The organism is Streptomyces sp. NPDC039424 (assembly GCF_055639495.1).
This window is the reverse complement of record NZ_JBVKAI010000009.1, coordinates 1-21,153: the sequence shown is the minus strand read 5'-3', so window position 1 is coordinate 21,153 and position 21,153 is coordinate 1. Positions and strand designations below refer to the sequence as shown.

The 21,153-nt window shown below is 70.2% G+C and carries 19 protein-coding genes; 7 read left to right on the top strand and 12 right to left on the bottom strand.

All coding sequences use genetic code 11. The annotated features are described in order from the left end of the window. The first annotated feature begins 248 nt into the window (after positions 1-248). The 3 genes from ACZ7L0_RS22800 (at position 249) to ACZ7L0_RS22790 (ending at position 3,107) form a co-directional block, all read left to right on the top strand. Positions 249-896, top strand: a complete 648-nt coding sequence (locus tag ACZ7L0_RS22800; RefSeq protein ID WP_471244346.1) for a DUF2397 family protein — start codon at positions 249-251, stop codon at positions 894-896. Between the two features lie 348 nt (positions 897-1,244). After that, on the top strand, positions 1,245-1,448 hold the full coding sequence (locus tag ACZ7L0_RS22795; RefSeq protein ID WP_067004365.1) for a cold-shock protein: 204 nt from the start codon (positions 1,245-1,247) through the stop codon (positions 1,446-1,448). Positions 1,449-1,622: 174 nt separating this feature from the next. Further along, positions 1,623-3,107, top strand: coding sequence for a DEAD/DEAH box helicase (locus ACZ7L0_RS22790; protein WP_471244345.1), 1,485 nt, complete (start codon positions 1,623-1,625; stop codon positions 3,105-3,107). A 307-nt stretch (positions 3,108-3,414) separates the two neighbouring features. On the opposite strand, the gene ACZ7L0_RS22785 is transcribed toward ACZ7L0_RS22790, so the two are convergent. Next, positions 3,415-3,618: a transposase gene (locus ACZ7L0_RS22785; RefSeq protein WP_471244344.1), complete on the bottom strand. Its 204-nt coding sequence runs from the start codon at positions 3,616-3,618 to the stop codon at positions 3,415-3,417. A 379-nt stretch (positions 3,619-3,997) separates the two neighbouring features. On the opposite strand from ACZ7L0_RS22785, the gene ACZ7L0_RS22780 reads away from it, so the two are divergent. Then, a complete protein-coding gene (locus ACZ7L0_RS22780) occupies positions 3,998-4,942 on the top strand; it encodes a hypothetical protein (RefSeq protein ID WP_471244343.1) in 945 nt (314 codons plus the stop codon). Between the two features lie 261 nt (positions 4,943-5,203). Here the strand turns inward: ACZ7L0_RS22780 and ACZ7L0_RS22775 are convergent, their stop codons facing one another. The 4 genes from ACZ7L0_RS22775 to ACZ7L0_RS22760 form a co-directional block, all read right to left on the bottom strand. Next, positions 5,204-7,465 carry an ATP-binding cassette domain-containing protein gene (locus ACZ7L0_RS22775; protein ID WP_471244342.1) on the bottom strand — a complete coding sequence of 754 codons (2,262 nt, stop codon included), beginning with the start codon at positions 7,463-7,465 and terminating at the stop codon, positions 5,204-5,206. 108 nt (positions 7,466-7,573) lie between these two features. Beyond that, a complete protein-coding gene (locus ACZ7L0_RS22770) occupies positions 7,574-8,341 on the bottom strand; it encodes an ABC transporter permease (protein ID WP_471244341.1) in 768 nt (255 codons plus the stop codon). Then, complete coding sequence (locus tag ACZ7L0_RS22765; protein WP_471244340.1) at positions 8,331-9,314, bottom strand: ATP-binding cassette domain-containing protein; 984 nt, start codon at positions 9,312-9,314, stop codon at positions 8,331-8,333. The genes ACZ7L0_RS22770 and ACZ7L0_RS22765 overlap by 11 nt, the downstream gene beginning before the upstream one ends. An 80-nt stretch (positions 9,315-9,394) precedes the next feature. Next, entirely contained in the window at positions 9,395-10,279 is an 885-nt protein-coding gene (locus ACZ7L0_RS22760; RefSeq protein ID WP_471244339.1) for a siderophore-interacting protein, read from the bottom strand. A 114-nt stretch (positions 10,280-10,393) separates the two neighbouring features. On the opposite strand from ACZ7L0_RS22760, the gene ACZ7L0_RS22755 reads away from it, so the two are divergent. From ACZ7L0_RS22755 to ACZ7L0_RS22745, 3 genes are all read left to right on the top strand, one after another. Continuing rightward, complete coding sequence (locus ACZ7L0_RS22755; RefSeq protein ID WP_471244338.1) at positions 10,394-11,239, top strand: TetR/AcrR family transcriptional regulator C-terminal domain-containing protein; 846 nt, start codon at positions 10,394-10,396, stop codon at positions 11,237-11,239. 223 nt (positions 11,240-11,462) lie between these two features. After that, entirely contained in the window at positions 11,463-12,110 is a 648-nt protein-coding gene (locus ACZ7L0_RS22750) for an LmbU family transcriptional regulator (protein WP_471244337.1), read from the top strand. Positions 12,111-12,145: 35 nt separating this feature from the next. Then, positions 12,146-12,337: a ferredoxin gene (locus tag ACZ7L0_RS22745; protein WP_471244336.1), complete on the top strand. Its 192-nt coding sequence runs from the start codon at positions 12,146-12,148 to the stop codon at positions 12,335-12,337. A 73-nt stretch (positions 12,338-12,410) separates the two neighbouring features. Here ACZ7L0_RS22745 and ACZ7L0_RS22740 read toward each other — a convergent pair whose 3' ends face one another. From ACZ7L0_RS22740 to ACZ7L0_RS22710, 7 genes are all read right to left on the bottom strand, one after another. Then, positions 12,411-13,703, bottom strand: a complete 1,293-nt coding sequence (locus tag ACZ7L0_RS22740) for a cytochrome P450 family protein (RefSeq protein ID WP_471244335.1) — start codon at positions 13,701-13,703, stop codon at positions 12,411-12,413. 26 nt (positions 13,704-13,729) lie between these two features. Beyond that, positions 13,730-14,770, bottom strand: coding sequence for a methyltransferase (locus ACZ7L0_RS22735; protein WP_471244334.1), 1,041 nt, complete (start codon positions 14,768-14,770; stop codon positions 13,730-13,732). Between the two features lie 60 nt (positions 14,771-14,830). After that, positions 14,831-16,093, bottom strand: a complete 1,263-nt coding sequence (gene kynU, locus ACZ7L0_RS22730) for a kynureninase (protein WP_471244333.1) — start codon at positions 16,091-16,093, stop codon at positions 14,831-14,833. 93 nt (positions 16,094-16,186) lie between these two features. Further along, positions 16,187-17,041 carry a tryptophan 2,3-dioxygenase gene (locus tag ACZ7L0_RS22725; protein WP_471244332.1) on the bottom strand — a complete coding sequence of 285 codons (855 nt, stop codon included), beginning with the start codon at positions 17,039-17,041 and terminating at the stop codon, positions 16,187-16,189. Further along, positions 17,038-17,913, bottom strand: coding sequence for an alpha/beta hydrolase (locus tag ACZ7L0_RS22720; protein ID WP_471244331.1), 876 nt, complete (start codon positions 17,911-17,913; stop codon positions 17,038-17,040). The genes ACZ7L0_RS22725 and ACZ7L0_RS22720 overlap by 4 nt, the downstream gene beginning before the upstream one ends. Before the next feature lie 35 nt (positions 17,914-17,948). Beyond that, complete coding sequence (locus ACZ7L0_RS22715) at positions 17,949-18,581, bottom strand: DUF6875 domain-containing protein (RefSeq protein WP_471244330.1); 633 nt, start codon at positions 18,579-18,581, stop codon at positions 17,949-17,951. Positions 18,582-18,652: 71 nt separating this feature from the next. Then, positions 18,653-21,153 (bottom strand): class I SAM-dependent methyltransferase (locus tag ACZ7L0_RS22710; RefSeq protein ID WP_471244329.1); only part of this gene is annotated, 2,501 nt, incomplete at its 5' end.

The following is a 21,153-nucleotide window of genomic DNA, read 5'->3' as shown; positions in this document are numbered from 1 at the left end:
CACCATGCACCGCTTCCAGGGCCTCGAATTCCAGAGGATCGCCATCGGCGGTGCCCGTGGCGGCGTCATCCCCCGCGCGTCCATCGTCCAGCGCTACGGCGACACGGGCCCCCGGCGCCTCGCCCGGGAGGAACTGAAGGCCGGGTTACTGCTGTTCGTCGCGGCCACCCGCGCCCGCGACACCTTGCGGATCGGCTGGTACGGCAAGCCGAGCCCAGGCGGTCGCGCTGCACGACATCGTCACGCAGTTGCGGGCGCTGCTGGTGATCGCCGTGGAGGACGAGCCGGATCCGGCCAAGGCCCACATCGCGCTGTCCGTGCTGACGGCACGCTTCGCCGACCTGGCGGACGACGCCCGCACCTTCATGGGATCGCTCCGGCGCACCATCGACCTGCGCGACGTCGAGGTCGAGGCGTTCCTCGCATACAAGGACCGGCTGATGCAGTACCTGCAGCGGTTCATGGAACCGCTGCTGTCGCTGGCCGCCGTGCGGGAGGCCGCCGACGCCGCGTCCGAGGACGCCGAACACGCCCAGGAGGCCGCGTACGCCAGACGGACCGCGCGGTGGTCCCATCCTTCCTTCAAGGCATCTCTCTTGCACATCTCGGCGGGTTGGCCGAGGAGTTGGCCGGTGCGTGGATTGCGCGGTGTGAGTCCGCACTGCACGAGCGGCGCGGCGGGCAGCGCAAGCAGCAGCCGGGCGCGGGGCCGAAGCACGACCCGGTCCTCACCGACCGGGTCCTGGGCGCCGAGTCATCAGTGCCCGCACGCCGCTCTCGACAGGTGGTACACCCTGGAGGGCTTCGACGTCCCCGACCGGCCCGGAAGAATGCACGACCAGACCGCGATGCGCACCGGTGTCGCCGAGCAGCTCCGCCTCCACCGGCCGCCGTGAACACATCGCGTAGATCGCCGTGCAGTCGTCAGCCTGGTCTCCGAACCAGCCCGGGAGCCGAGTGGTCACCGTCGGCCAACCCATCAGGCGCGCTTGATTTTCCGCAAACTACGAAAGGGCGTGGAAGCCTACACCCTGTGTAATCCGAGAATCCTCCTCCCGCACGCATTCGAGTTGGCGTTGTGGCGCGCATGTGCGTGCTGTGCTAAAATTAACTGCAGCTGTAGTTGTGGTTCCCGAAGTTTCAAGTGCCTCGGCGACCGTATGTCGTCGGGCATTTTTGTATCTCCGGTGTTTATCCGGACGGGGGCATTGTGGCAACGCAGGGTGCCCCGAAGGAGATGTGAAATGGCTACTGGCACCGTCAAGTGGTTCAACGCGGAAAAGGGATTCGGCTTCATCGAGCAGGACGGCGGCGGCCCGGATGTCTTCGCCCATTACTCGAACATCGCAGCCCAGGGCTTCCGTGAGCTTCAGGAAGGTCAGAGGGTGAACTTCGATGTCACGCAGGGCCAGAAGGGTCCGCAGGCGGAGAACATCACTCCCGCCTGACGTCAAAACGTATTGAGGTAGCTGGAGTCCGCGCATCTTGCGGCGGGCCCAGTTACTGTTTTTTTGTATTCCGCTGAGATTCTTTTGGTTTCGTATTCGGCTCGTTCTTGCAATTCATCCGGCTCATTTCTGTCGGGAATTCCTCGATGCGTGCCCTGTCGAGGAAGGTTCTCCATGAGCCGTTCAGCTCGCACGAACGACCGTTTTCGTCCACAGGGCCAGGGTCGCCCCGGCGTCAGTTCAGGCGGCAAAGGACGCCATCCCTCCGCACCTCAGGGGGAGTTCGCACTGCCGGTCACCGTCACCCCGGCCCTCCCGGCGGTCGCGACCTTCGGCGAACTGGACATGCCCGTCGAGTTGCTGAAGATGCTCACCACCCTCGGCGTGAACGAGCCGTTCCCGATCCAGGCCGCCACGTTGCCGAACGCCCTCGCGGGGCGCGACGTCCTGGGGCGCGGGCGCACCGGATCGGGCAAGACGCTGGCCTTCGGCCTGGCGCTCCTCGTGCGCACGGCCGGGCAGCGTGCCGACTCACGGAAACCGCTGGCCCTGGTTCTCGTCCCCACGCGCGAGCTGGCCCAACAGGTAACCGATGCGCTCGCCCCGTACGCCCGGCTGCTGAAGCTGCGGCTGGCCACTGTGGTCGGCGGCATGTCGATCGGCAGGCAGGCCGGCGCACTGCGTGCCGGGGCCGAGGTGGTCGTCGCGACTCCTGGCCGCCTCATGGATCTCATCGAGCGCAAGGACTGCCGCCTGGACCGGGTGAACATCACCGTCCTGGACGAGGCTGACCAGATGGCGGACATGGGCTTCATGCCACAGGTCGTCGAACTGCTGGACCAGGTACGCCCCGATGGCCAGCGCATGTTGTTCTCGGCCACGCTGGACCGCAACATCGACCTCCTGGTCCGTCGTCACCTCCATGACCCGGTGGTCCATTCGGTTGACCCGTCGGCGGGCGCGGTCACCACGATGGAGCATCACGTGCTGCAGGTGCACGGCGCCGACAAATACGCCACCGCCACCGAAATCGCCGCCCGCGACGGGCGCGTGATCATGTTCCTGGACACCAAGCACGCTGCCGACCAGTTCACCAAGCACCTGCTGAGCAGCGGCGTGAAGGCCGCGGCGCTGCACAGCGGCAAGTCGCAGCCCCAGCGCACCCGCACCCTGGCACAGTTCAAGACCGGCGACGTCACGGTGCTGGTCGCCACCAATGTCGCGGCCCGGGGCCTCCACATCGACGACCTCGATCTCGTCGTCAACGTCGACCCGCCCAGCGATCACAAGGACTACCTGCACCGCGGTGGCCGCACCGCCCGCGCCGGCGAGTCCGGCAGTGTCGTCACGCTGGTCCTGCCCAATCAGCGTCGGGACATGGCGCGTCTCATGTCCGACGCAGGCATCAGGCCGCAGATCACGCAGGTCCGCTCGGGCGAGGCCGAGCTGAGCCGCATCACCGGCGCGCAGGCTCCCTCCGGTGTCCCCGTCAGCGGCAGCAGGCCGGTCGCGGAGCGCCCGAAGCGGGGCGGTGTCCCCTTCCGCGGTCTGGGCACCCACCCGGGGCGGGCCGGTGCCGGTGGCGAGTCTCGCCGCTCTGCTGAGGCCCGCCAGATCGCCGAGGCCCGTAAGGCCGCCCGGTTCCGTCGTGGTGCGTAGGCCGAGCACAGGTTGACAACCCCTTGCGGGGGCTCGGTGGCCGTCACGACGTAGCCGATGGCGCGGCCCGGCCCGGGGGTGGGGCGAAGTCCACAGACTGGCCTCGATGGGTAGGGTGAGCTTGTTCCGCTTTGACGGACACCATCGGTGTGGTGGTCAGGCTGCGAGTGCGGTCTCGTATTCGGCGGGACTGCGGTAGCCGAGGCTGCTGCGCAGACGGTGCAGGTTGTACGAAAGCCGTGGCCCGCTCGAGGACCTCCACGTCCTCCCGCAGCCGGCGGTTCTCCCGCCGCAGTGCGGCCAGTTCCTAGCGTTCGCTGCTGGTCAGGCCGTCGCGCTCACCCGCATCGACCTCGGCCTGCTTCACCCATTCGCGCACAGCGGTCTCGGTCAGGTCGAAGTCCTTGGCGATTTGACCGACCGAGCGGTCACCGCGTCGGTACGGCTCGACGATCTCCGCCTTGAACTCCGGCGTGAACGAGCGACGAGGGCGAGGCTTCTTCTTCCCCATGCTCTCCATGATGGACATCCTCCCGGGGCTGAACCCCTGATCTCCAATGTCCGTCAAAGCGGATCAAGCCCAGGGACCGCTTCTTCGCCGTGCGGATCGTCGCTCTGCCCCGCGCGGCGAATCATCCCCGTGACCTCGTCACCGAGTGCGGCGAGCAGCCACTCCAGTTGCCGCACAACCCTGTGGGCAACTCATGAGTCACATAGGTGATCAAGCGAACGAGTGAACGAAGGGATGCCGCGCGGAGCCACGCGGCATCGTAGAGGAGACCCTCATCACTGTCATACGCAAGACCATCACCGCGGCCGGCTGCGCCGCCGTCCTGCTCGCCACGGCGGCCGCCTGCGGCACGGTCCAGAACCTCACCGCCGGCCAGAAGGTGGACCACGCCGTCGACCGGCTCGGCGAGCAGAAGTCACTCGCCTTCCAGTTGGATCTCGATGCCGCCCCCGACGCGCTCACCGCGCTCGCGGGCGACGCCGACTCCGACGACGCTCTTCCGCCGGAGTTCGCGAAGTTCGTCAGCGGGCTGCGCGTCGACGTCGCCGTCAAGTCCAAGAAGCCGCTGTCGGATTCGGGTGAGGAGGACCTCATCGGTACGAGTCTCAAGATCACGGGGGCCGACGGCGTCCTGGCCGAGTACCGGGCCGTCGGCGACTTCACGTACTACCGCTCCGACATGAAGGCCCTCGGCGAGGCGATGGGCGTTCCGATGCCCACGCCCGGCCAGATCCCGGACAGCGCCAAGGAGTTCAGGAAGGTCCTCGAAGGCAAGTGGGTGAAGGTCGACACCAAAGAGCTGGCCAAGTCCCGGAAGTCCCAGGGTTCCGGGAAGACGGCTCAGGGGTCGGCCGGCACCGACGGGATCGACGCCAAGGCCCAGCAGAAGATCATGAAGGCCGTACGCGGTGTCATCGCCCGCGACGTCACCTTCCGTACCAAGAGCGGCAGCGACGGCACCGAACACGTTGTCGCCAAGGGCAACTTCCGTGACTTGATCAGGGGAGTCTTCGACAAGCTGCGACCGCTGGAGGGCGACCTTCCGCCGGGAACGGACCTTCCGCCGGACAACGCCCTCAAGGACGCCCCGAACAAGAACGTCGCGGTCGACTTCACGCTGAAGAACGGCGACCTGACCCAAGTCAAGGTCGACCTCTCCGTCCTCGCCGACGACCCGAAGGCCGACAAGCTGCCGCTGGTCCTGAAGTTCTCCGAGGCGGGCGACGTCAGCGCGCCGTCGGGGGCCACTGAGATTCCCGTGGACAAGGTGCCCGGGGGGAGCCCGTTCGCGGCCAGTGGCTTGTTGGGCGGCGGCGAGCTCTGAAAACGGGGGCACGCGCGCGTGGACGTACGAAGACATCCATGCGCGCGTGGAGGCCGTTCACGGCGGGCGCGGTCGTGACGGCGCCCGCATCCCTGCCGAGGCAGATCCCACCCCGCCGCGGTCGCCGCGTCGCGGTACTCCCGTACTGTGCTGGTAGGTGCCACCGTGCCCCCGGGTGCACCACCATTCGGCTGTACGCCAACGACAGCGCCTCCGCGAGCCGGTGAACCGCCGCGCGGCCGGCGGGCACGCGCGGATGTGTCAGTGCCTCGAGATGTCCCTGCGCAGGTACTCGGCGGTGTGGGAGCCGGGGGTCTTCAGGAGGTCGGTGGGGGTTCCCTCGAACAGGATCTGCCCACCGCCGCTGCCGCCCTCGGGGCCCAGGTCGATGATCCAGTCGGCGCTCTTGACGACGTCGAGGTTGTGCTCGATGACGATGACGGTGTTGCCCTGGTCGACGAGGCGCTCGACGATGCCGAGGAGGCGGTGGGTGTCGGACATGTGGAGGCCGGTGGTGGGCTCGTCCATCACGTAGACGCTGCCGACGCGGTGCAGGTGGGCCGCGAGCTTGAGGCGCTGGCACTCGCCGCCGGAGAGGGTGCTGAGCGGCTGGCCGAGGCGCAGGTAGTCCAGGCCCACCTCGGTGAGCGCGTGCAGGACCTTGTGGAGCTTGGGCTCGGTGAAGAAGTCCGCCGCCTCGGCCGTGGTCATCTCCAGAACGTCGCTGATCGACCGGCCGCGCAGCCGGTGCACGAGGACGTCGTCGCGGAAGCGGCGGCCCCGGCAGGCCTCGCATACGGACTTCAGCGTCTCCAGGAACGCCAGGTCGGTGTAGAGCACGCCGAGCCCCTGGCAGTTCGGGCAGGCACCCTTGGAGTTGGCGCTGAACAGTGCCGGACTGACCCCGTTGGCCTTGGCGAACAGCCTGCGGATCGGGTCCAGCAGCCCGGTGTAGGTGGCGGCGTTGGACCGCCGGCTCGCCGTCACGGCGGACTGGTCGATCACGATGGCGTCGGGGTGCCGGGGCAGGAACTCGTCGTTGACGAGCGAGCTCTTGCCGGATCCCGCCACTCCGGTGACCACGGTCAGGACGCCGGTGGGGAAGCCGACCGTCACGTCCTTCAGGTTGTGGCTTTTCGCGCCGGTCACGGTGAGCGTCCCGGTGGGGCGGCGGGGCTCGGTCTTCAGGGGCAGCCGGTGCCGGAGATGGCGGCCGGTGAGGGTGTCGGCCCTGGCGAGGTCGGCGAAGCTTCCCTCGAAGACCACTTCGCCGCCCCGCGTCCCGGCCCTCGGACCCATGTCCACCAGATGGTCGGCGATGGCCATGACGTCCGGGTCGTGCTCGACCACCAGCACGGTGTTGCCCTTGTCCCGCAGCGCGACCAGGAGTTCCTTGAGCCGGTGCACGTCCCGCGCGTGCAGGCCCACGCTCGGCTCGTCGAACACGTACAGCATCTCGGTCAGGTCGCTGGACAGGTGCCGGACCATCTTGATCCGCTGCGACTCGCCGCCCGAAAGGGTTCCCGTCTCCCGGTCCAGGCTGAGGTACCCGAGACCGATGTCGACCAGGTGCCGCAGACGGGCGACCAGATCGTCCAGGACCGGCTTCACCTGGGGCAGATCCAGGTCCGTCAGGACCGTGACCAGGTGTTCGGCCTCCATCGCGGTGAGGTCCGCGATGTGGTGGCCGGCGATCCGGCTGGACAGGGCGGCCGGGGCGAGGCGGGTGCCGCCGCAGTCCTCGCAGGGAGCCGACCGGACGAACCGCAAGAACACCTGGCGGGCCCGCTCGGACATGTCCTCCTTCTTGATGTAGACCCTGGTGAACTTCTCCGCCAGGCCCTCGTACCTGACGTTCAGCGTGTTGCCCTGCCAGACCAGGCGGAGCTTGTGCGGCAGTTCGCCGTGCAGCAGCAGTTGCCACTCCCGCTCGGTGAAGTCGGCGAGCGGCTTGTCGTTGTCGAAGAGACCGGACTCCACATAACTCAGCCAGTACCAGCTGTCGGTGGAGAAGTCGGGGTGCAGCAGCGCCCCCTCGTTGAGGGACTTGGTGCGGTCGACGAACGCGTCGAGGTCGAGCCGCACGACGGTGCCCAGGCCCTCGCAGGCCGGGCACATCCCCTGGGGGTCGTTGAAGGAGAAGGCGCCGGGCGGCAGGCCGGCGGGGTCGCCGGCGCGCGAGAACATGAGCCGCAGCAGCGGGTTGATGTCGGTGATCGTGCCCACCGTGGAGCGCGGGTTGCCGCCCAGGCGCTTCTGGTCGATGACGACCGCGGCGGAGATGTTCTCGATGGCGTCCATGTCCGGGCGGCCGTGGTCGGGCAGGAAGTTGCGGACGAAGGCGGTGAAGGTCTCGTTGAGCTGACGCTGGGCCTCGGCCGCGATGGTGTCGAACACAAGCGAGGACTTGCCCGAGCCGGAGACACCGGTGAAGACCGTCAGCTGCCGTTTCGGGATCCGCAGTGAGATGTTCTTGAGGTTGTTCTCCCTGGCCCCGGTCACCTTGATGGCGTGGGTACTCACATGTGCTCCTCGGATGGTGCGGGTGGGCTCCCCCTCCGGGGGAAAAGGGGGAGCCCGGTCTCGGGGTCCGGCGGCGGGGCCGCCCGCGGGCGTTGTCCCGCTGGGCCGTCAGGCGTTCTCCTTCTGGAAGGTCCGTGTGCCCCACAGCAGGGCGAGCGCGGCCATGAGCAGCAGCAGGAGCGAGCCGGTCAGCAGCCCGGTGGAGCTCATGTCCCCCCGGAAGGCGGCGCGTTCGGCGTCGACCACATGGGTCAGCGGATTGATCCGGGCCAGGTGGTAGAGCCAGCCGGGGGCCAGTTGCTCGGTGACCGGCAGCAGCACGCCGGACAGCAGGAGGAGCGGCAGGAGCACGGCGTTCATCAGCGAGGGGAACGCGGCCTCGCTCTTGAGGACCATCGCCAGCGCGTACGACCCCGAGGACAGCGTGATGGCCAGCACCGCGGCGATCGCCAGGCTCAGAAGCACACCGGACGCCGGGGCGTTCAGGTCGAACACGAGCAGCGTCACGAGGACGATCAGCACCGACTGGGCGGTGGCCTGCACCGCCTGCGCCAGGACCTTGCCGAACAGCAGGGCGGACCGGCTGGCCGGGGTGCCGCGGAAGCGGTCGACCACGCCGACCCGGTACTCGGTGAGCAGCCCGACCCCGGCGAAGGAGCCGCTGAACAGCGCCGTCTGCACGATGAGCGCCGGGGTGAGCACCTCCCAGGCGTCACCTGACGGGAAGCCGGGGGTGTGGTCGACGACTGTCACCATCAGCGGCCCGAAGAGGAACAGGTACAGCAGCGGCTGCATGATCCCGATGATCAGCCAGGTCGGACTGCGCAGCGCGAGCCTCATGTCCCGCAGGAAGATCAGGCCGGTGTCACGCAGCATGGGTGGCCTCCATGGCCTCGGCCGCGACCTCGCCGTCGCGCAGGGAGCGCCCGGTCAGGCTGAGGAACACGTCGTCGAGGGTGGGCCGGTTGACCTTGACGGACGCCATGGCGATCCGGTGGCTGTCGAGGGTGCGCAGCAGCTCCGGCAGGGCCGCGTCCCCACGGGGCACCCGGAACCGTACGGTGTCGGCGGCGACGGTCACCTCGTGCGCGCCGGGCAGCCGTTCGGCGAGTTCGGCGGCCTCCGCGGCCCGCTCGGCTACCTCCACGGTGATCGCGTCGCCGGCGACGCGGGCCTTGAGCTCGTCCGGGGTTCCCTCGGCGACGATCGTGCCGTGGTCCGTGACGAGGATCCGGTCGCACAGGGCGTCGGCCTCGTCGAGGTAGTGGGTGGTGAGGAAGACGGTCGTGCCCTGCTCGGCGCGCAGCCGGCGGACGTGGTCCCACAGATTGGCCCTGCTCTGCGGATCGAGTCCGGTGGTGGGCTCGTCCAGGAAGACCAACGCGGGCTCGTGCACCAGCCCGAGTGCGATGTCGAGGCGGCGGCGCTGACCGCCGGAGAGCGTCTTGGCGGGGCGCTGGTCGAGGCCGGCCAGGTCGAGCCGCTCGGCGAGCAGCGCCCCGCGCCGCCGGGCCTCCGCGCGCGAGATACCGTACAGCCGGGCCTGCAGTTCGATCTCCTCCGCGACCTTGGACTCCGGCCAGGCGGAGCCGCCCTGGGCCACATAGCCGATCCTGCGCCGGACGCCCTGAGGGTCCGTCAGCAGATCGCAGCCGGCCACGGTGCCACTCCCGCCGGTGGGCCGCAGCAGGGTGGTCAGCATCCGTAAGGTCGTGGTCTTGCCGGCCCCGTTGGGACCGAGGAACCCGACCAGTTCCCCCGCCGCCACGTCGAAGTCGATGCCTTTGACCGCGTCGACGGTGCGTCCCCGCAGGGTGAACCGCCGGGCAAGACCTCGCACTGTGATCATGGGATCCTTCTCTCGTGCGTACCGCTGTTCGGTCGGGTCGCGGCGAGACCGGCCGAGTGGCGGGCCCGCCGCGCGGCTCGTCAGGGGCGGTCCTCGGCGGCGGCCTGGAACTCCGCGAGCCGCTCCTGCGCCTCCGCCATGTCCTCCGCGGTGGGGGCGTCGTCCTGGGTGAGCTTGAAGCGCCAGTAGCCGCTGAAGTCGATCGACCGCTTGTCGATGCCCCGTTCGTCGACCAGGTGACGGCGCAGCGCCCGCACGGCGCCCGACTCGCCGGCCAGCCAGGCGAACGGGCGGCCCGGCGGGAACTCGGCCCGGCGTACGGCGTCGATCAGCACATCGCTGCGCCCGGCCGGAGTGCCCTCGCGCTCCAGCCAGTGGACGGTGACGTCGCCCGCCGTCTCCAGGGACTGCCGCTCGGCGGCGTCGGAGACCTCGATGAAGGCCTGGGCGCTGGTTCCCGCCGGGAGGGCCTCCAGCAGGGTGGCGATGGCGGGCAGCGCCGTCTCGTCGCCGGCCAGCAGGAGCCAGTCGGAGCCCGCGATCGAGTCCGTCAGGGAGACCGGCCGGGCGTAGACGGCCGACGGGCCGACCATGCCGAGCCGGTCACCGGGGCGGGCGGTGCCGGCCCAACTGGTGGCGGGCCCGGTGTCCCCGTGCAGGACGAAGTCGATCTCGACGGTGTTGGTCCCGGGCAGGCGCCGGCGGAGGGTGAAGCTGCGCATCAACGGCCGTTCGGTCTCCGGAATGGCCAAAAACGCCTGGTACCAGCTGGTCGCGTCGTCGTCCTCGTCCGGCAGGACGGGCGACCGCTGGCCGGGCAGCGGGAAGCAGAGCTTGACCTGCTGGTCCGGTGTCCGGCCGACGGAGTCCTCCAGCCGGTCGGCCTCGAACGTCACACGGGCCATGCGCGGTGTGATGCGGGTGATGTCGGTGACCTGGATGTATGAGACAGGGAGCTCTGCCATCGAAAACCTTCCGAGAACGTCGGGCATCCCGGGGCGGGCTTGTGCCCACCTGATATCCTTACGCCGTAAAGAGATGCTCGGGTGAGGTTACTTTATGCAGTAAGGAGTTGCAAGGTGGTTGTTTTTGCCGGACAGGGCGACGCCCGCCGCTCGATGGCTCTGCTCTGGCGCTCGGCCGATTCCGCGGGTGCCAGATCGGGGCCCGGGCCGAAGCCTGGACTTGATGTGGACACGATTGTTGCAGCGGGCATCGCCGTGGCCGACGAACAGGGAATGGCGGCCCTGTCGATGCGGGCGGTCGGGGCGTGGCTGGGGCGGACCGCCATGGCGCTCTACACGTATGTGCCGAGCAAGGGTGAACTGGTCGACCTCATGCACGACCGGGTGCTGGCCGAACTGCCCACCGAGTACGACACCGGCGCGGGATGGCGCCCGGCGATCGCCGCCTGGGCCGAGGACGCCTGGGCGTTCTATCTGCGCCATTCATGGGTGCTGCAGATCTCACAGGCCCGACCCGTGCTCGGTCCGGGCGAGTACACGCAACTGGAGACGGTGGTGCGGATCCTGGGCGGAGTCGGTCTGGAGCCGTTGCAGGTCCGCCGCGTCATCGCCGTGCTGTTCCAGTTCGTCCGGGGCATGTCCCGGGTCGCCGCGGAGCACCGGCAGGCGGCGCCGGAGACCGGCGTGTCCGACGAGGAGTGGTGGGCCGAGCGGTCCGCCCTGCTGACCGAGGTGGCGCCGGACTTCGCCGAGCGCTTCCCGGCCCTCGCGGCACTGGAGTCGCAGGCGACCACCGCCGCCGTCGGTGCCGGGGAGGAACCGGGCGGCGCCGAACCGTACATGGAACGCGAAGCCAGGGAAGCCTTCCGGGTTGGCCTGGAAGTGATCCTTGACGGCATCGACGCGGCCGTGCGTTCGGCCTCCGGTGAGGCCCTCCCCGCCTCCGCTCCCCGATCATGACGGGCCGTGCGGGGCACGGCCCGCGCCGGTCCCGCAAGCCCGGGGACACGAGCTGTCGGTAGAGAGAACTATTGCGCCTCAATCGGTCAGCACCCGGCCGGAATTGCTCATTGACGGCATCTCGAACAGTGACCTACCGTTTTTGGAGCTTGCTACTTTCATGGCTCAAGGGCGCTGACGACTGGTACGAGAGTGTCGGTGCCTCAATTCCAGGAGAAAGCCGGTGCAGCAAATCGCCAAGTCCGATCAGCGCGACAGTCAATTGCCGGTCGGCCGCAGGGCGGCCGACACCGCCCTTCCCCGCAGAGCGGGCGGTCAGGAGCGCATCCTGACCACCCGGGTCGGATTGAAGATCCCGGCCACCCTTTCGTACGACCGGTGGGAGAAGGCCGGACTGCACATCTTCCAGATCGCCGACTCCTCCGCCTGGTGCCTGGGCGACTGGCTCGTGTACGGCCAGGAGCGCTACGCCGACCGCTACCAGACCGGAGTGCAGGCCGCCGGGCTCGACTACCAGACCCTGCGCAACTACGCATGGGTGGCGCGGCACTTCGAGCTCCGGCGCAGGCGCGAGACCCTCAGCTTCGGCCATCACGCCGAGGTCGCCTCACTGCCTCCCGCGGAGGCCGACACCTGGCTCGAGCGGGCGGAACAGCACGGCTGGTCCCGGAACCAGCTCAGACTCCGGCTGAGAGAAAGCCGGCAGGGGAATCGAGTCGCCGCGCCGCCGCGGGCCAGCCTGCCCCGCATCAGCGCACCCTGCGACCGAGTGGAACGCTGGCGCGAGGCCGCGTCGAAGGGAGACCGGGACTTCGAGGAATGGATACTCGTGACACTCGACCGCGCCGCCGCGCACGAACTCGGTCACTGACGGCCCCGCCACCCGACCTCCGGAGAGGCCCTCTCATGCAGATCCACATCGACCATCACACCTGCATCGGGTCCGGGCAGTGCGCCCTGACGGCGCCCGGCGTGTTCACCCAGGACGACGACGGATACTCCGCGCTGGTGCCCGGCGGCACCGAGACGGCGACGCGGCGGCAGGCGACTCAGGCGGCGCTGTCCTGCCCTGTGCGGGCCATCGCCGTGACCGACTGACCGCGCGACCAGCCACCCCCCAGGGCTGAGGGCTCCCCGGCATGCCGGGGAGCCCTCAGTGCTGCCGGAGCCGTCACGGACGCAGCCTCAGGGGCAGCGACTCCAACCGCCAACTGCCCGGAAGCCGGGCGCGGTTCAGCTCCGGGTCGCCGTCCGCGAGCGCGAGGTCCGGGTAGCGCTCCAGCAGCCCGGCGAGCGCCGCCTCGCCTTCCTGCCGGGCCAGCGTGGCACCCAGGCAGTAGTGGATGCCGTGGCCGAAGCCGACGTGGTTCTCGGCCTGTCCGTCCTGCTGGCGCGTGATGTCCAGCCGTTCCGGGTCTTCGTAGTGCCGCGGGTCGAAGTTGGCCGACACCAGTACCAGTTGGACCGCCTCGCCGCGGGCGACGGGTGTGCCGGCGAGCTCCAGGTCCTCGGTGGCGTACCGCAGCCGCGCCACGTGCACCGACCCGCACCAGCGCATCAACTCGTGGACCGCGCGCGGCAGCAGGGCCGGATCCTTGCGCAGCAGCGCCAGCTGGTCGGGGTGGGTGAGCAGCGCGGCGGTGCCGTTGCCGATCAGATGCGCGCTCGTCTCGTGGCCGGCCAGCACCAGCGTGATGATCATGGTGACCAGCTCGGTGTCGCTGAGCCGTCCGCCGTCGTCGTCCTGGGCCCGGATGAGCTCGCTCAGCAGATCGTCCGCGAGCGCGACGCGACGCCGCTCGATCAGCGCGTGACAGTAGTCGATCATCACGGGGAACGAGTGCTGCAGCCGTTCGGGCCGCATCGACACGAGGTCGCCGCCCCACTCCCGCCACCGCTCGAGGTCGGCCGCCGGGATTCCGACGAGCTCGCAGATCACCGTGATCGACAGTGGATACGCGAAGTGCTCCAGCAGATCGACCGCGCCGTTCTCCTCCAGGTCCGGGAGCCCGCCCAGCAGCCGGTCGGCGATCCGCTCGATCTCCGGCCGCAGATCGAGGATCCGCCGGGCCGCGAACGCACGGGTCACCAGGCGGCGCAGCCGGGGATGGTCCGGCGGATCGCTGTCCAGGATGGAGCCGAGCAGGTAGACCCGGAGGTGCTCCGGGACCTTGAGCAGCTCCATCATGCGCTCACGGGGGTCCGCGCCCCCCTCACCCGGCACGTTGGAGGGGGTGTTGACGAACCGGGGGTCGCGCAGCACCGCGCGGACGTCGTCGTGGCGGGTCACGAACCACACCGGAGTGCCGTCGACGAACCTGCCGCGGACCACCGGGCCCTGCTCGCGCAGCCGGCCGTAGCCGCCGAAGGGGTCGGCGAGCAGATCCGGATCCATCATGTGCGGGCCGGCGGGGCACGCCGGGCTCCCGCCCTTGGGCGAGATGTCGGGGGAAGCGAGGGACATGGTCGGCTCCGGTTCTCGCGGGGACGTCACTTGACCGCGCTGATCACGCCGTGCGGCGTCCACCGGCCGCCCGGCAGCCGCTCGGACTTCACGAAACCGGCCGCGGTGAACCACTCCTCGTACTGGCCCCACCGGTAGATGGTGCTGCTCGCCGCGGGCAGGGTCGCGAAGTACACGTTGTCGAGGGCCGCGTACAGCGGGCCGTCGCCGCTGTCGTCGGACATGGCGTTGAACACCAGCACCCGGCCGCCGTCCGGGAGGGCCGCGTGGGCCTTGCGCAGCAGGCGCACGTTCTCCTGCGGTGACCAGATCACCAACTGGTTGGCGAACAGCACGCAGTCATGTCCCGCCGGGTACGCGTCGGCGAAGATGTCGGCGGCCAGGACGGAGATCCGGTCGGCCAGCCCGTGCTCGGCGATCTTGCGGCGGGCGATCTCCACCGTGCCGGGCAGATCGAGGACGGTGAACTCGACCCCGGGGTTGGCCTGGGCCAGGGCGATGGCGTTCACTCCGTCGCCGCCGCCGACGTCGAGCACCCGGCGCACCCCGGTCAGGTCGGCCTTCTCGACCAGTACGGGGTTCGACAGCCGGGACCAGGACCGCATACAGCGATAGAACAGCCGCTCCAGGTCCGGGTCCGCGGACAGCCGGTGGTACAGGTCCGTGCCGGTGCCTTTGATCCGCCGCAGTCCGACGTTGGTGTTGCTGCGCAGCGACTCCGTGAAGTCCACCTCGGCGGGGCGGACGATCTGCTCCTCGTAGTCGATCAGATCCTCGATGATCTCCCACGTTCCGTCCGCGAACAGGCCGTTCAGGACATCGGCGTTGTGGTAAACGTCGCCCTGACGCCTGGTCAACTGCAGGGCGGTGGTGCCCAGGAGGAGGATCTGCACTGGGCGCTGCGCCAGGCCCAGTTCCTCCTCGATCTCCTCCGGGGTCAGGCCGGGGCGCCGGTGGAGCAGCGGGAACAGGCCGAGATTGCGGCCCGCGTTGAGCATCTGGAAGGCCGAGGAACCGAACAGGATCCGTACCAGGCCGTCGGTGGTGAGCGGGGACGCGTCGTGCATGGACACTCCGTATCGGGTGGTGTGGTGAGGGCGTGGCGGACGAAGAGGCCGGGCCGGCGGTCAGGTCACCCGGGACAGGCTGGCGGGCCGGGCCGTGTAGCCGCCCCCGGCGGCGATCTCGCGGAGGCGGGCCAGTGCGTCCCAGACCTCGGTGAACCTGGTGTAGAGCGGGGACGGGCCGATCCGCAGCCGGTCCGGGACCCGGTAGTCGCAGACGACCTTCGCGTCGGCGGCGAGCGCCTGGCAGATCCGCCAGGCGTCGGGGTGGTACAGCGACACGTGCGAACCGCGCCGCTGCGGCGGCCGGGGTGAGGCCGGCCGGAAACCCAGCGGGGTGAGCCAGTGGTCCGTGAGGTCGTCGGCCAGTCGGCCCAGCAGGAGCCCCTTCGCCCGGATCCGCGCCACACCGGCCTGTTCGACGAGGGTGAGGGCCGGATCGATCGCGGCCAGCGACAGCAGTGGCGGGGTGCTCACCAGGAACCGCTCGATCGCCGGCACGGGATCGTAGTCGGGCCCCATCAGGAACTGCTCCCGCTGCCCGAACCAGCCCCACACCGGCTGCCGCAGCCCGGCCTGCAGGTCGCGGCGCACATAGAGGAAGGCGGGCGAACCCGGGCCGCCGTTGAGGTACTTGTACGTGCATCCCACGGCGAGCTCCGCACCGCTCGCGGCGAGATCGACGGGGACGGCTCCGGCCGCGTGCGACAGGTCCCACAGAACCCGGGCGCCGGCCGCGCGGGCTTGTTCGTTCACCCTCGCCATGTCCAGCAGGGCGCCGCTGCGGTAGGACACCAGCGACAGGACCACCAGTGCGACGTCCTCGTCCAGGGCGGAGCTCAGCAGGTCGAGGTCGAGGCCGCCGTCGAGGTCGGAGGCGAGCCGGCGCAGGCGCAGCCCGCGCTGATCGGCGAGGCCCTGGAGGACGTACCGGTTGGTGGGGAAGTCCTCGGCGTCCATCACGACCGTGCGGCGCCCCGGAGCGGCGTCCAGCGCGGCGGCGGCCAGCTTGAAGAGGTTGACCGAGGTCGAATCCGAGACCACCACCTCGCCGGGCCGGGCGCCGAGCACATGCTCCGCCAGGCGGTCGCCGAGCCGGGCGCCCCAGTCGATCCAGCCCTGCCACGACCGCACCAGCCCGCCGCCCCAGCCCTCCTCGACCACCTCGCGCAGCAGACCGGGGGTGGCCGCGGGCAGCCGGCCGAGCGAGTTGCCGTCCAGATAGATCAGCTCCGGATCGTCGACGACGAACCGCTCCCGGAACTCGGCCAGCGGATCGGCCGCGTCCAGCTCCTCGGCCACCGCGCGCGGGATCCCGCCCTCCATCGGCCCTCCTTCTCGAATCGTCGGCGTCTTTCTGTCCCCGGTGTCCTCCACCTCGCCGGCCGTCGGCGGGGAAGCCGTCACCGGCCGGGCGGGTCAGAGCGTCGAGCGCACCGACCACAGCTCGGGGAAGAAGCGGTGCTCACTGATCCGGGCGAGCCAGGCCACGCCCTCGGTGCCGCCGGTGCCCGGTTTGGCGCCCAGCATCCGTTGCACCGTGACCAGGTGGGTGTAGCGCCAGCGGGCGAACTGGTCCGCGGTGTCCATCAGCGCCTCGGCGAGCAGATGCAGGTCGTGGTGGCGGACCGGATCCCGGTAGACCGCCCGCCAGGCCTCCTCGACCTCCGCCCCGGCCCGGTAGGGCCGGGTGGCGCCACGGGCCGGGGAGTCGTCCGGTGCGAGCAGACCGCGGCGGGCCAGCAGCGCGAGCGCCGCGTCGTACAGGCTCGGCTCGTGCAGCTGGTTCACCACCGCGTCATGGCCTGCCGTGTGGCGGTGCGGTTCCGCCATCGCCGGGTTCTTGTTGCCGAGCAGGAACTCCAGCCTCCGGTACCCGGCCGACTGGAAGCCGGAGGCGGACCCGAGGACATCCCTGAACTCGGCGAACTCCACGGGCGACAGCACGGAGAAGGTCTCCCAGGACACCAGCAGGACCTGCTGGACCCGCGCCGACCGGCGCAGCGTCCACAGCGCGTCGCCGAGCCGGTCCTTGGCCAACTGGTCCCGTGCGGTGGTGAGTTCGGTGTGCAGCAGCTTGAACAGCAGCTCCTTGACCTGGCTCATGATGATGAAGCCCGGCTCGGTGTCCGCCGTGCTGAGCGGGTGCTGGAGCGCCAGCAGCTCGTCCATCCGCGCATAGTGCGCGTACGGGGTGGTGCCCGGCGGGGTCCCGGCGGACAACGGACACCCGAGGCTCGGCTCGGAGCCCTGGGCGGTCTGCTCGGTGGTCATGTGGCCGTTCCTTCCAGTCCCATCTGCGTGAGGACCGCGTCGCCCAGCTCGGTGCCCCTCACCCCCAGGTCGTAGGGGAGATCGAAGTGGTCGCGCCGCTCGACGACGACCTCCGTCACCGACGCCGAGGCGCGCAGCGCCGTCACCATCCGGTCGTGCTGGCGGACGTACTCCTCGGTCTCGTTGCCGCCGCGGGCGACCACCACCTCGGGAAGCCGCGCCGGCAGCAGGCGCAGCGGGCTGTTGCGGCGGGCCGCGGCCTCGTCCAGCCGCAGCGCCTCGTTGACGTACGACAGCCGCACCGGCTCCAGGTCGTACATGCCGCTCAGCAGCACCGCCCCCGCGATCCGGCCGGACACGTCGGGGCCGTCGGACGGGCCGGGCAACAGGGCCATCGCGGCCAGATGCGCGCCGGCCGAGGTGCCGCACAGATGCAGCCGGTCCGGGGCGAACCCGAGCCGGTCCGCGTGCCGCAGCAGCCAGTCCACGCCGCGCCGCACCATCCCCGCCATGGCGTCCAGCCCGACCTCCGGCGCAAGGCCGTACTCGAGCACGGCGACCGCCGCGCCCGCGGCCAGCAACGGCGGTGCGGGGAAGGCCGATTCGGCCCGGCCGAGCGCCTGCCAGTTCCCGCCGTGCACGAACACCAGCAGCGGCGGACGGGCACCAGCGCCGGGGAAGTAGTCGAGTACCTCGGCCGGGTGCGGGCCGTAGCCGAGACCGGTGCGCACCGGGTGGTCGCGGCGGGCGCTCGCGCTCAGCCGCTCGTACTCCCGCAGATAGGCCGCGAGGCTCGGCACACGGCTGCTCGGCGAGTACTGCCGGTCCAGTGTGGCCTGGTCCATGCCCCGGTACACGGCGGCGCCGGTCATCGCGTGCTCCCCGGCCGCGGTTCGCCACGCATCCCTCAGCCCCCCACGCCGTACCTGGCACGGGCCCGCTCGTACACCTCGGTCAGCAGCGGGTCGACGCCGTGCCCCGAGTCGCGGTAGCGGGCGCCGAAGCGGCTCGCGTACTCCTCGAACCACTCCCGCCGGTCCGCCAGGAACAGCACGTCGTGGATCGCCATCGAACGCACCGCCATCATCGGCACCGGGGCGTAACTCACCTCGAACCTGGGGTTGCGGGCCGCCTTCTCCCGGCATTTCTCGTGGAACTGGGCGATCATCAGCCCGCGCCGCACGCTCTCGGGCTTGAGCGCGGTGTGCGCGGCGTCCAGCAGGTGCAGTTGTTCGGGCGGCAGGTCCGGCAGGACGAGCAGCAGCGAGCGCAGATTCGGATTGCCGGCCTTCCAGTCGACCTCGCTGAACTCGTCGAGGCCGCAGCGGACGATCTCGTCGATCAGGGTCTGGCTGGGGGTGGGACCCACCAGCCTGACCCGGATCTCCAGCGCACCGGCGCGCTGGGCCGGTTCGACGAACGGGCACACCGGGCCGGGGCGTCCGAGTTCGCCGTGCGGTTGGCGTATGTACTCGATCAGCCAGCCGTCGACGGCCTCTAAGGCCTTGGCCAGGTCGACGGAGAGCACGTCGGTCAGCATCGTTGTCAGTCCTCGGGAGTCGGTCCTCGCGTGAAGCGGACGGTGGGGGCCTCGCATGCGGCCTCGGGACGTCACTCGTCGCCGCTGAGCCGGTCGAGCTCGGCCGACAGGATCCGGCCGATCTCGGCCAGCGTGTCCGGCCGGGTCAGCATGGTCCCGTGCTCGCCGGACACCACATGGGCCTCGACGGTGCCGCGGACGTACGGCTGCCAGGCAGCGGCGGTGACGGGCGGGTCCTGCTGCTCCGAGCAGGCGATGAGCAGCAGGTCGCCGTCGATCGGGCCCGGCCGGTAGTCGACGGTCAGATGCGTGTTGTTGGCCGAGATCTCGGTGATCGTCGCGAGCCGGTCCTCCTCCAGGTTGGCCAGCACGCTTCCCTGGCGACGCAGAATCTCCCGGGCCCTGGCGAAGGTCATCTCCTCGCCGTCGTGCCGGTGACTGCCGTCGTCGACGAGACCTACGTGGTAGAGCAGCATCACCCGGTCGTCGGGGGCGGGGACGTCGGCATGGGTCAGCCCCTGCCAGTTCGGGATCACGTCGAGCACCGCGACCAGCGCCACCGGTTCGCCGCGCCGCTGGAACTCCGCGGCCAGCGCGTGCGCGCACAGCCCGCCGAAGGACCAGCCGGCCAAGTGATACGGACCGTGCGGCTGCACCCGCTGGATCTGGTCGGCGTAGTCCACCGCCATCTCCTCCACGCTGCCCGGCCGGGCTTCCGGGCGGGCCAGGCTGCGCGCCTGGATTCCGTAGAGCGGGTACTGCGGACCGAGGTGCTTGATGAGCGCGCTGTACGACCAGCTGATGCCTCCGCCAGGATGGACGCAGAACAGCGGCGGCCGGCTGCCCCCGGTACGCAGCGGCAGCATCACCTCGTAGGAGCCGTCCGGGTCGTCGACGTCGAGCCGGGCCGCGATCCCGCCCGGGGTCGGCGCCTCGAACAGGCTCCGCAGACCCAGCTCGACGCCGAAGGCGGACCGGAGGCGGGCCATCAGCCGGGTCGCCAGCAGGGAGTGTCCGCCCAGGTCGAAGAAGTCCTCGTCCACGCCGACCACGGGCCGGCCGAGCACCTCCGCGAACAGCTCGCACACGACCTGCTCCTGCGGAGTGGCGGGCGCCCGGCCGATGTCCGCGGGCTCCAGGTCCCACGCGGGCAGCGCGGCGCGGTCGAGCTTGCCGTTGGCGGTGAGGGGGAGCCGGTCGAGGGGGACGATGGCGGTGGGACGCATGTAGTCCGGCAGATGGCGGCGGACATGCTCGCGCAGGGCGGTGAGCAGGGCGCCGGTGCTCCGGCCGGTGGCCGGACTGCTGGTCCAGTCCGACAGCGGGGTACTGCCGTCGGCGGCACCCGCGGGCGCGTAGGAACCGACGGGCACACCGTCGCCGAGGAGCGCACGCCTGACAAAGGTGACGTCGACGGCGGCGGGGTCGTGCGGGCTCCAGCTGACCGCGGTCCAGTAGCCGTACTCGTCGCCCAGACGGTGGAAGGCTTCCGCGTCGACCCCGGGCACGAGCGGATCCGCCGCCGACGTCCCGCCTTCCAGACGGTGTTGTACGGCGAGATCGTCCGCGATGCGCGAGTTGGCGACGCCGGTCACCCGCAGCCGCTCGGGCCGCGCGGTACGCAGATGCTCGGCGAGGACGCCGATGTCCCGGGCCCAGGGCAGGGTGGGCGCGTCGTCGAGGGGATGGACGGTGACGCCGGACTTGTAGAGGACGGCGTCGTAACGGTAGCGGGTGAGTTCGTTGTGGGCGGCGCCGCGCTTGAGCTGGATGTCGGCGCCGGCGAGATCCGGGACGTCGTGGGCGAGGGCGGTGAAGTACTCGGGGTCGACGAGGAGTTCCTTCTCCAGCACGAGGCTCTGCTCCACGGCCCGACGCACCGCGACGGTGTCACCGGGATCGTCGGCTCGGGCCGCCTGCACCGCACTGGTGAAGGTGCGCAGCAGACGCGGATTGCGGATGTCACCGACGAACAGGGCTCCGCCGGGAGCGAGCAGACGGAACGCCTGCTCGACGACCTGCCGCAGGTAGCCGGCGTTCGGGAAGTACTGGACGACCGAGTTGAGGACGATCGTGTCGAAGTGACCGTGCGGAAGGCCGTCGTGTTCGTGCGCGGCCCGCACCCGCAGGGTGACCCGCCGGGCGAGCTCGGGGTCGGCGTCGACGTGACGCCGCAACGCCTCGACGACGGTGGGGGAGAAGTCGGTGCCCCAGTACTCCTCGCACTCGGGCGCCAGCTTGGCCAGGAGCAGACCGGTACCCACGCCGATCTCCAGAACCCGGCCGGGCCTGAGCGCCCTGATCCGCTCGACCGTGGCCGCGCGCCACTCCCGCATCTCGGGCAGCGGGATCGGCTCGCCGTCGTAACTGCTGTTCCAGCCGGAGAAGTCCTCACCGAACTCGGAACCAGGCTCCGAGTACAGCGAGTCGTAGAGATCCTGCCACTCGCCGATCTGGCTCCGCTCTTCCTCGTCGCTCGCCGGTGTGGTGGTGTCGGCGACGACGTAGGCGATGAGTCGGGTGTTGCCGGGTTGGTCCTGGTGGACGGTGACGGCTGCTTGGGCGATGTCGG

What these genes read in the sequence shown, in the direction of transcription:
- ACZ7L0_RS22745 (WP_471244336.1), top strand. Translation starts at nt 12,146, where the DNA reads ATGCAGATCCACATCGACCATCACACCTGCATCGGGTCCGGGCAGTGC.
- ACZ7L0_RS22725 (WP_471244332.1), bottom strand. Translation starts at nt 17,041, where the DNA reads ATGACCACCGAGCAGACCGCCCAGGGCTCCGAGCCGAGCCTCGGGTGT.
- ACZ7L0_RS22740 (WP_471244335.1), bottom strand. Translation starts at nt 13,703, where the DNA reads ATGTCCCTCGCTTCCCCCGACATCTCGCCCAAGGGCGGGAGCCCGGCG.
- ACZ7L0_RS22770 (WP_471244341.1), bottom strand. Translation starts at nt 8,341, where the DNA reads ATGCTGCGTGACACCGGCCTGATCTTCCTGCGGGACATGAGGCTCGCG.
- ACZ7L0_RS22715 (WP_471244330.1), bottom strand. Translation starts at nt 18,581, where the DNA reads ATGCTGACCGACGTGCTCTCCGTCGACCTGGCCAAGGCCTTAGAGGCC.
- ACZ7L0_RS22735 (WP_471244334.1), bottom strand. Translation starts at nt 14,770, where the DNA reads ATGCACGACGCGTCCCCGCTCACCACCGACGGCCTGGTACGGATCCTG.
- kynU (WP_471244333.1), bottom strand. Translation starts at nt 16,093, where the DNA reads ATGGAGGGCGGGATCCCGCGCGCGGTGGCCGAGGAGCTGGACGCGGCC.
- ACZ7L0_RS22765 (WP_471244340.1), bottom strand. Translation starts at nt 9,314, where the DNA reads ATGATCACAGTGCGAGGTCTTGCCCGGCGGTTCACCCTGCGGGGACGC.
- ACZ7L0_RS22760 (WP_471244339.1), bottom strand. Translation starts at nt 10,279, where the DNA reads ATGGCAGAGCTCCCTGTCTCATACATCCAGGTCACCGACATCACCCGC.
- ACZ7L0_RS22795 (WP_067004365.1), top strand. Translation starts at nt 1,245, where the DNA reads ATGGCTACTGGCACCGTCAAGTGGTTCAACGCGGAAAAGGGATTCGGC.
- ACZ7L0_RS22720 (WP_471244331.1), bottom strand. Translation starts at nt 17,913, where the DNA reads ATGACCGGCGCCGCCGTGTACCGGGGCATGGACCAGGCCACACTGGAC.
- ACZ7L0_RS22785 (WP_471244344.1), bottom strand. Translation starts at nt 3,618, where the DNA reads ATGGGGAAGAAGAAGCCTCGCCCTCGTCGCTCGTTCACGCCGGAGTTC.
- ACZ7L0_RS22790 (WP_471244345.1), top strand. Translation starts at nt 1,623, where the DNA reads ATGAGCCGTTCAGCTCGCACGAACGACCGTTTTCGTCCACAGGGCCAG.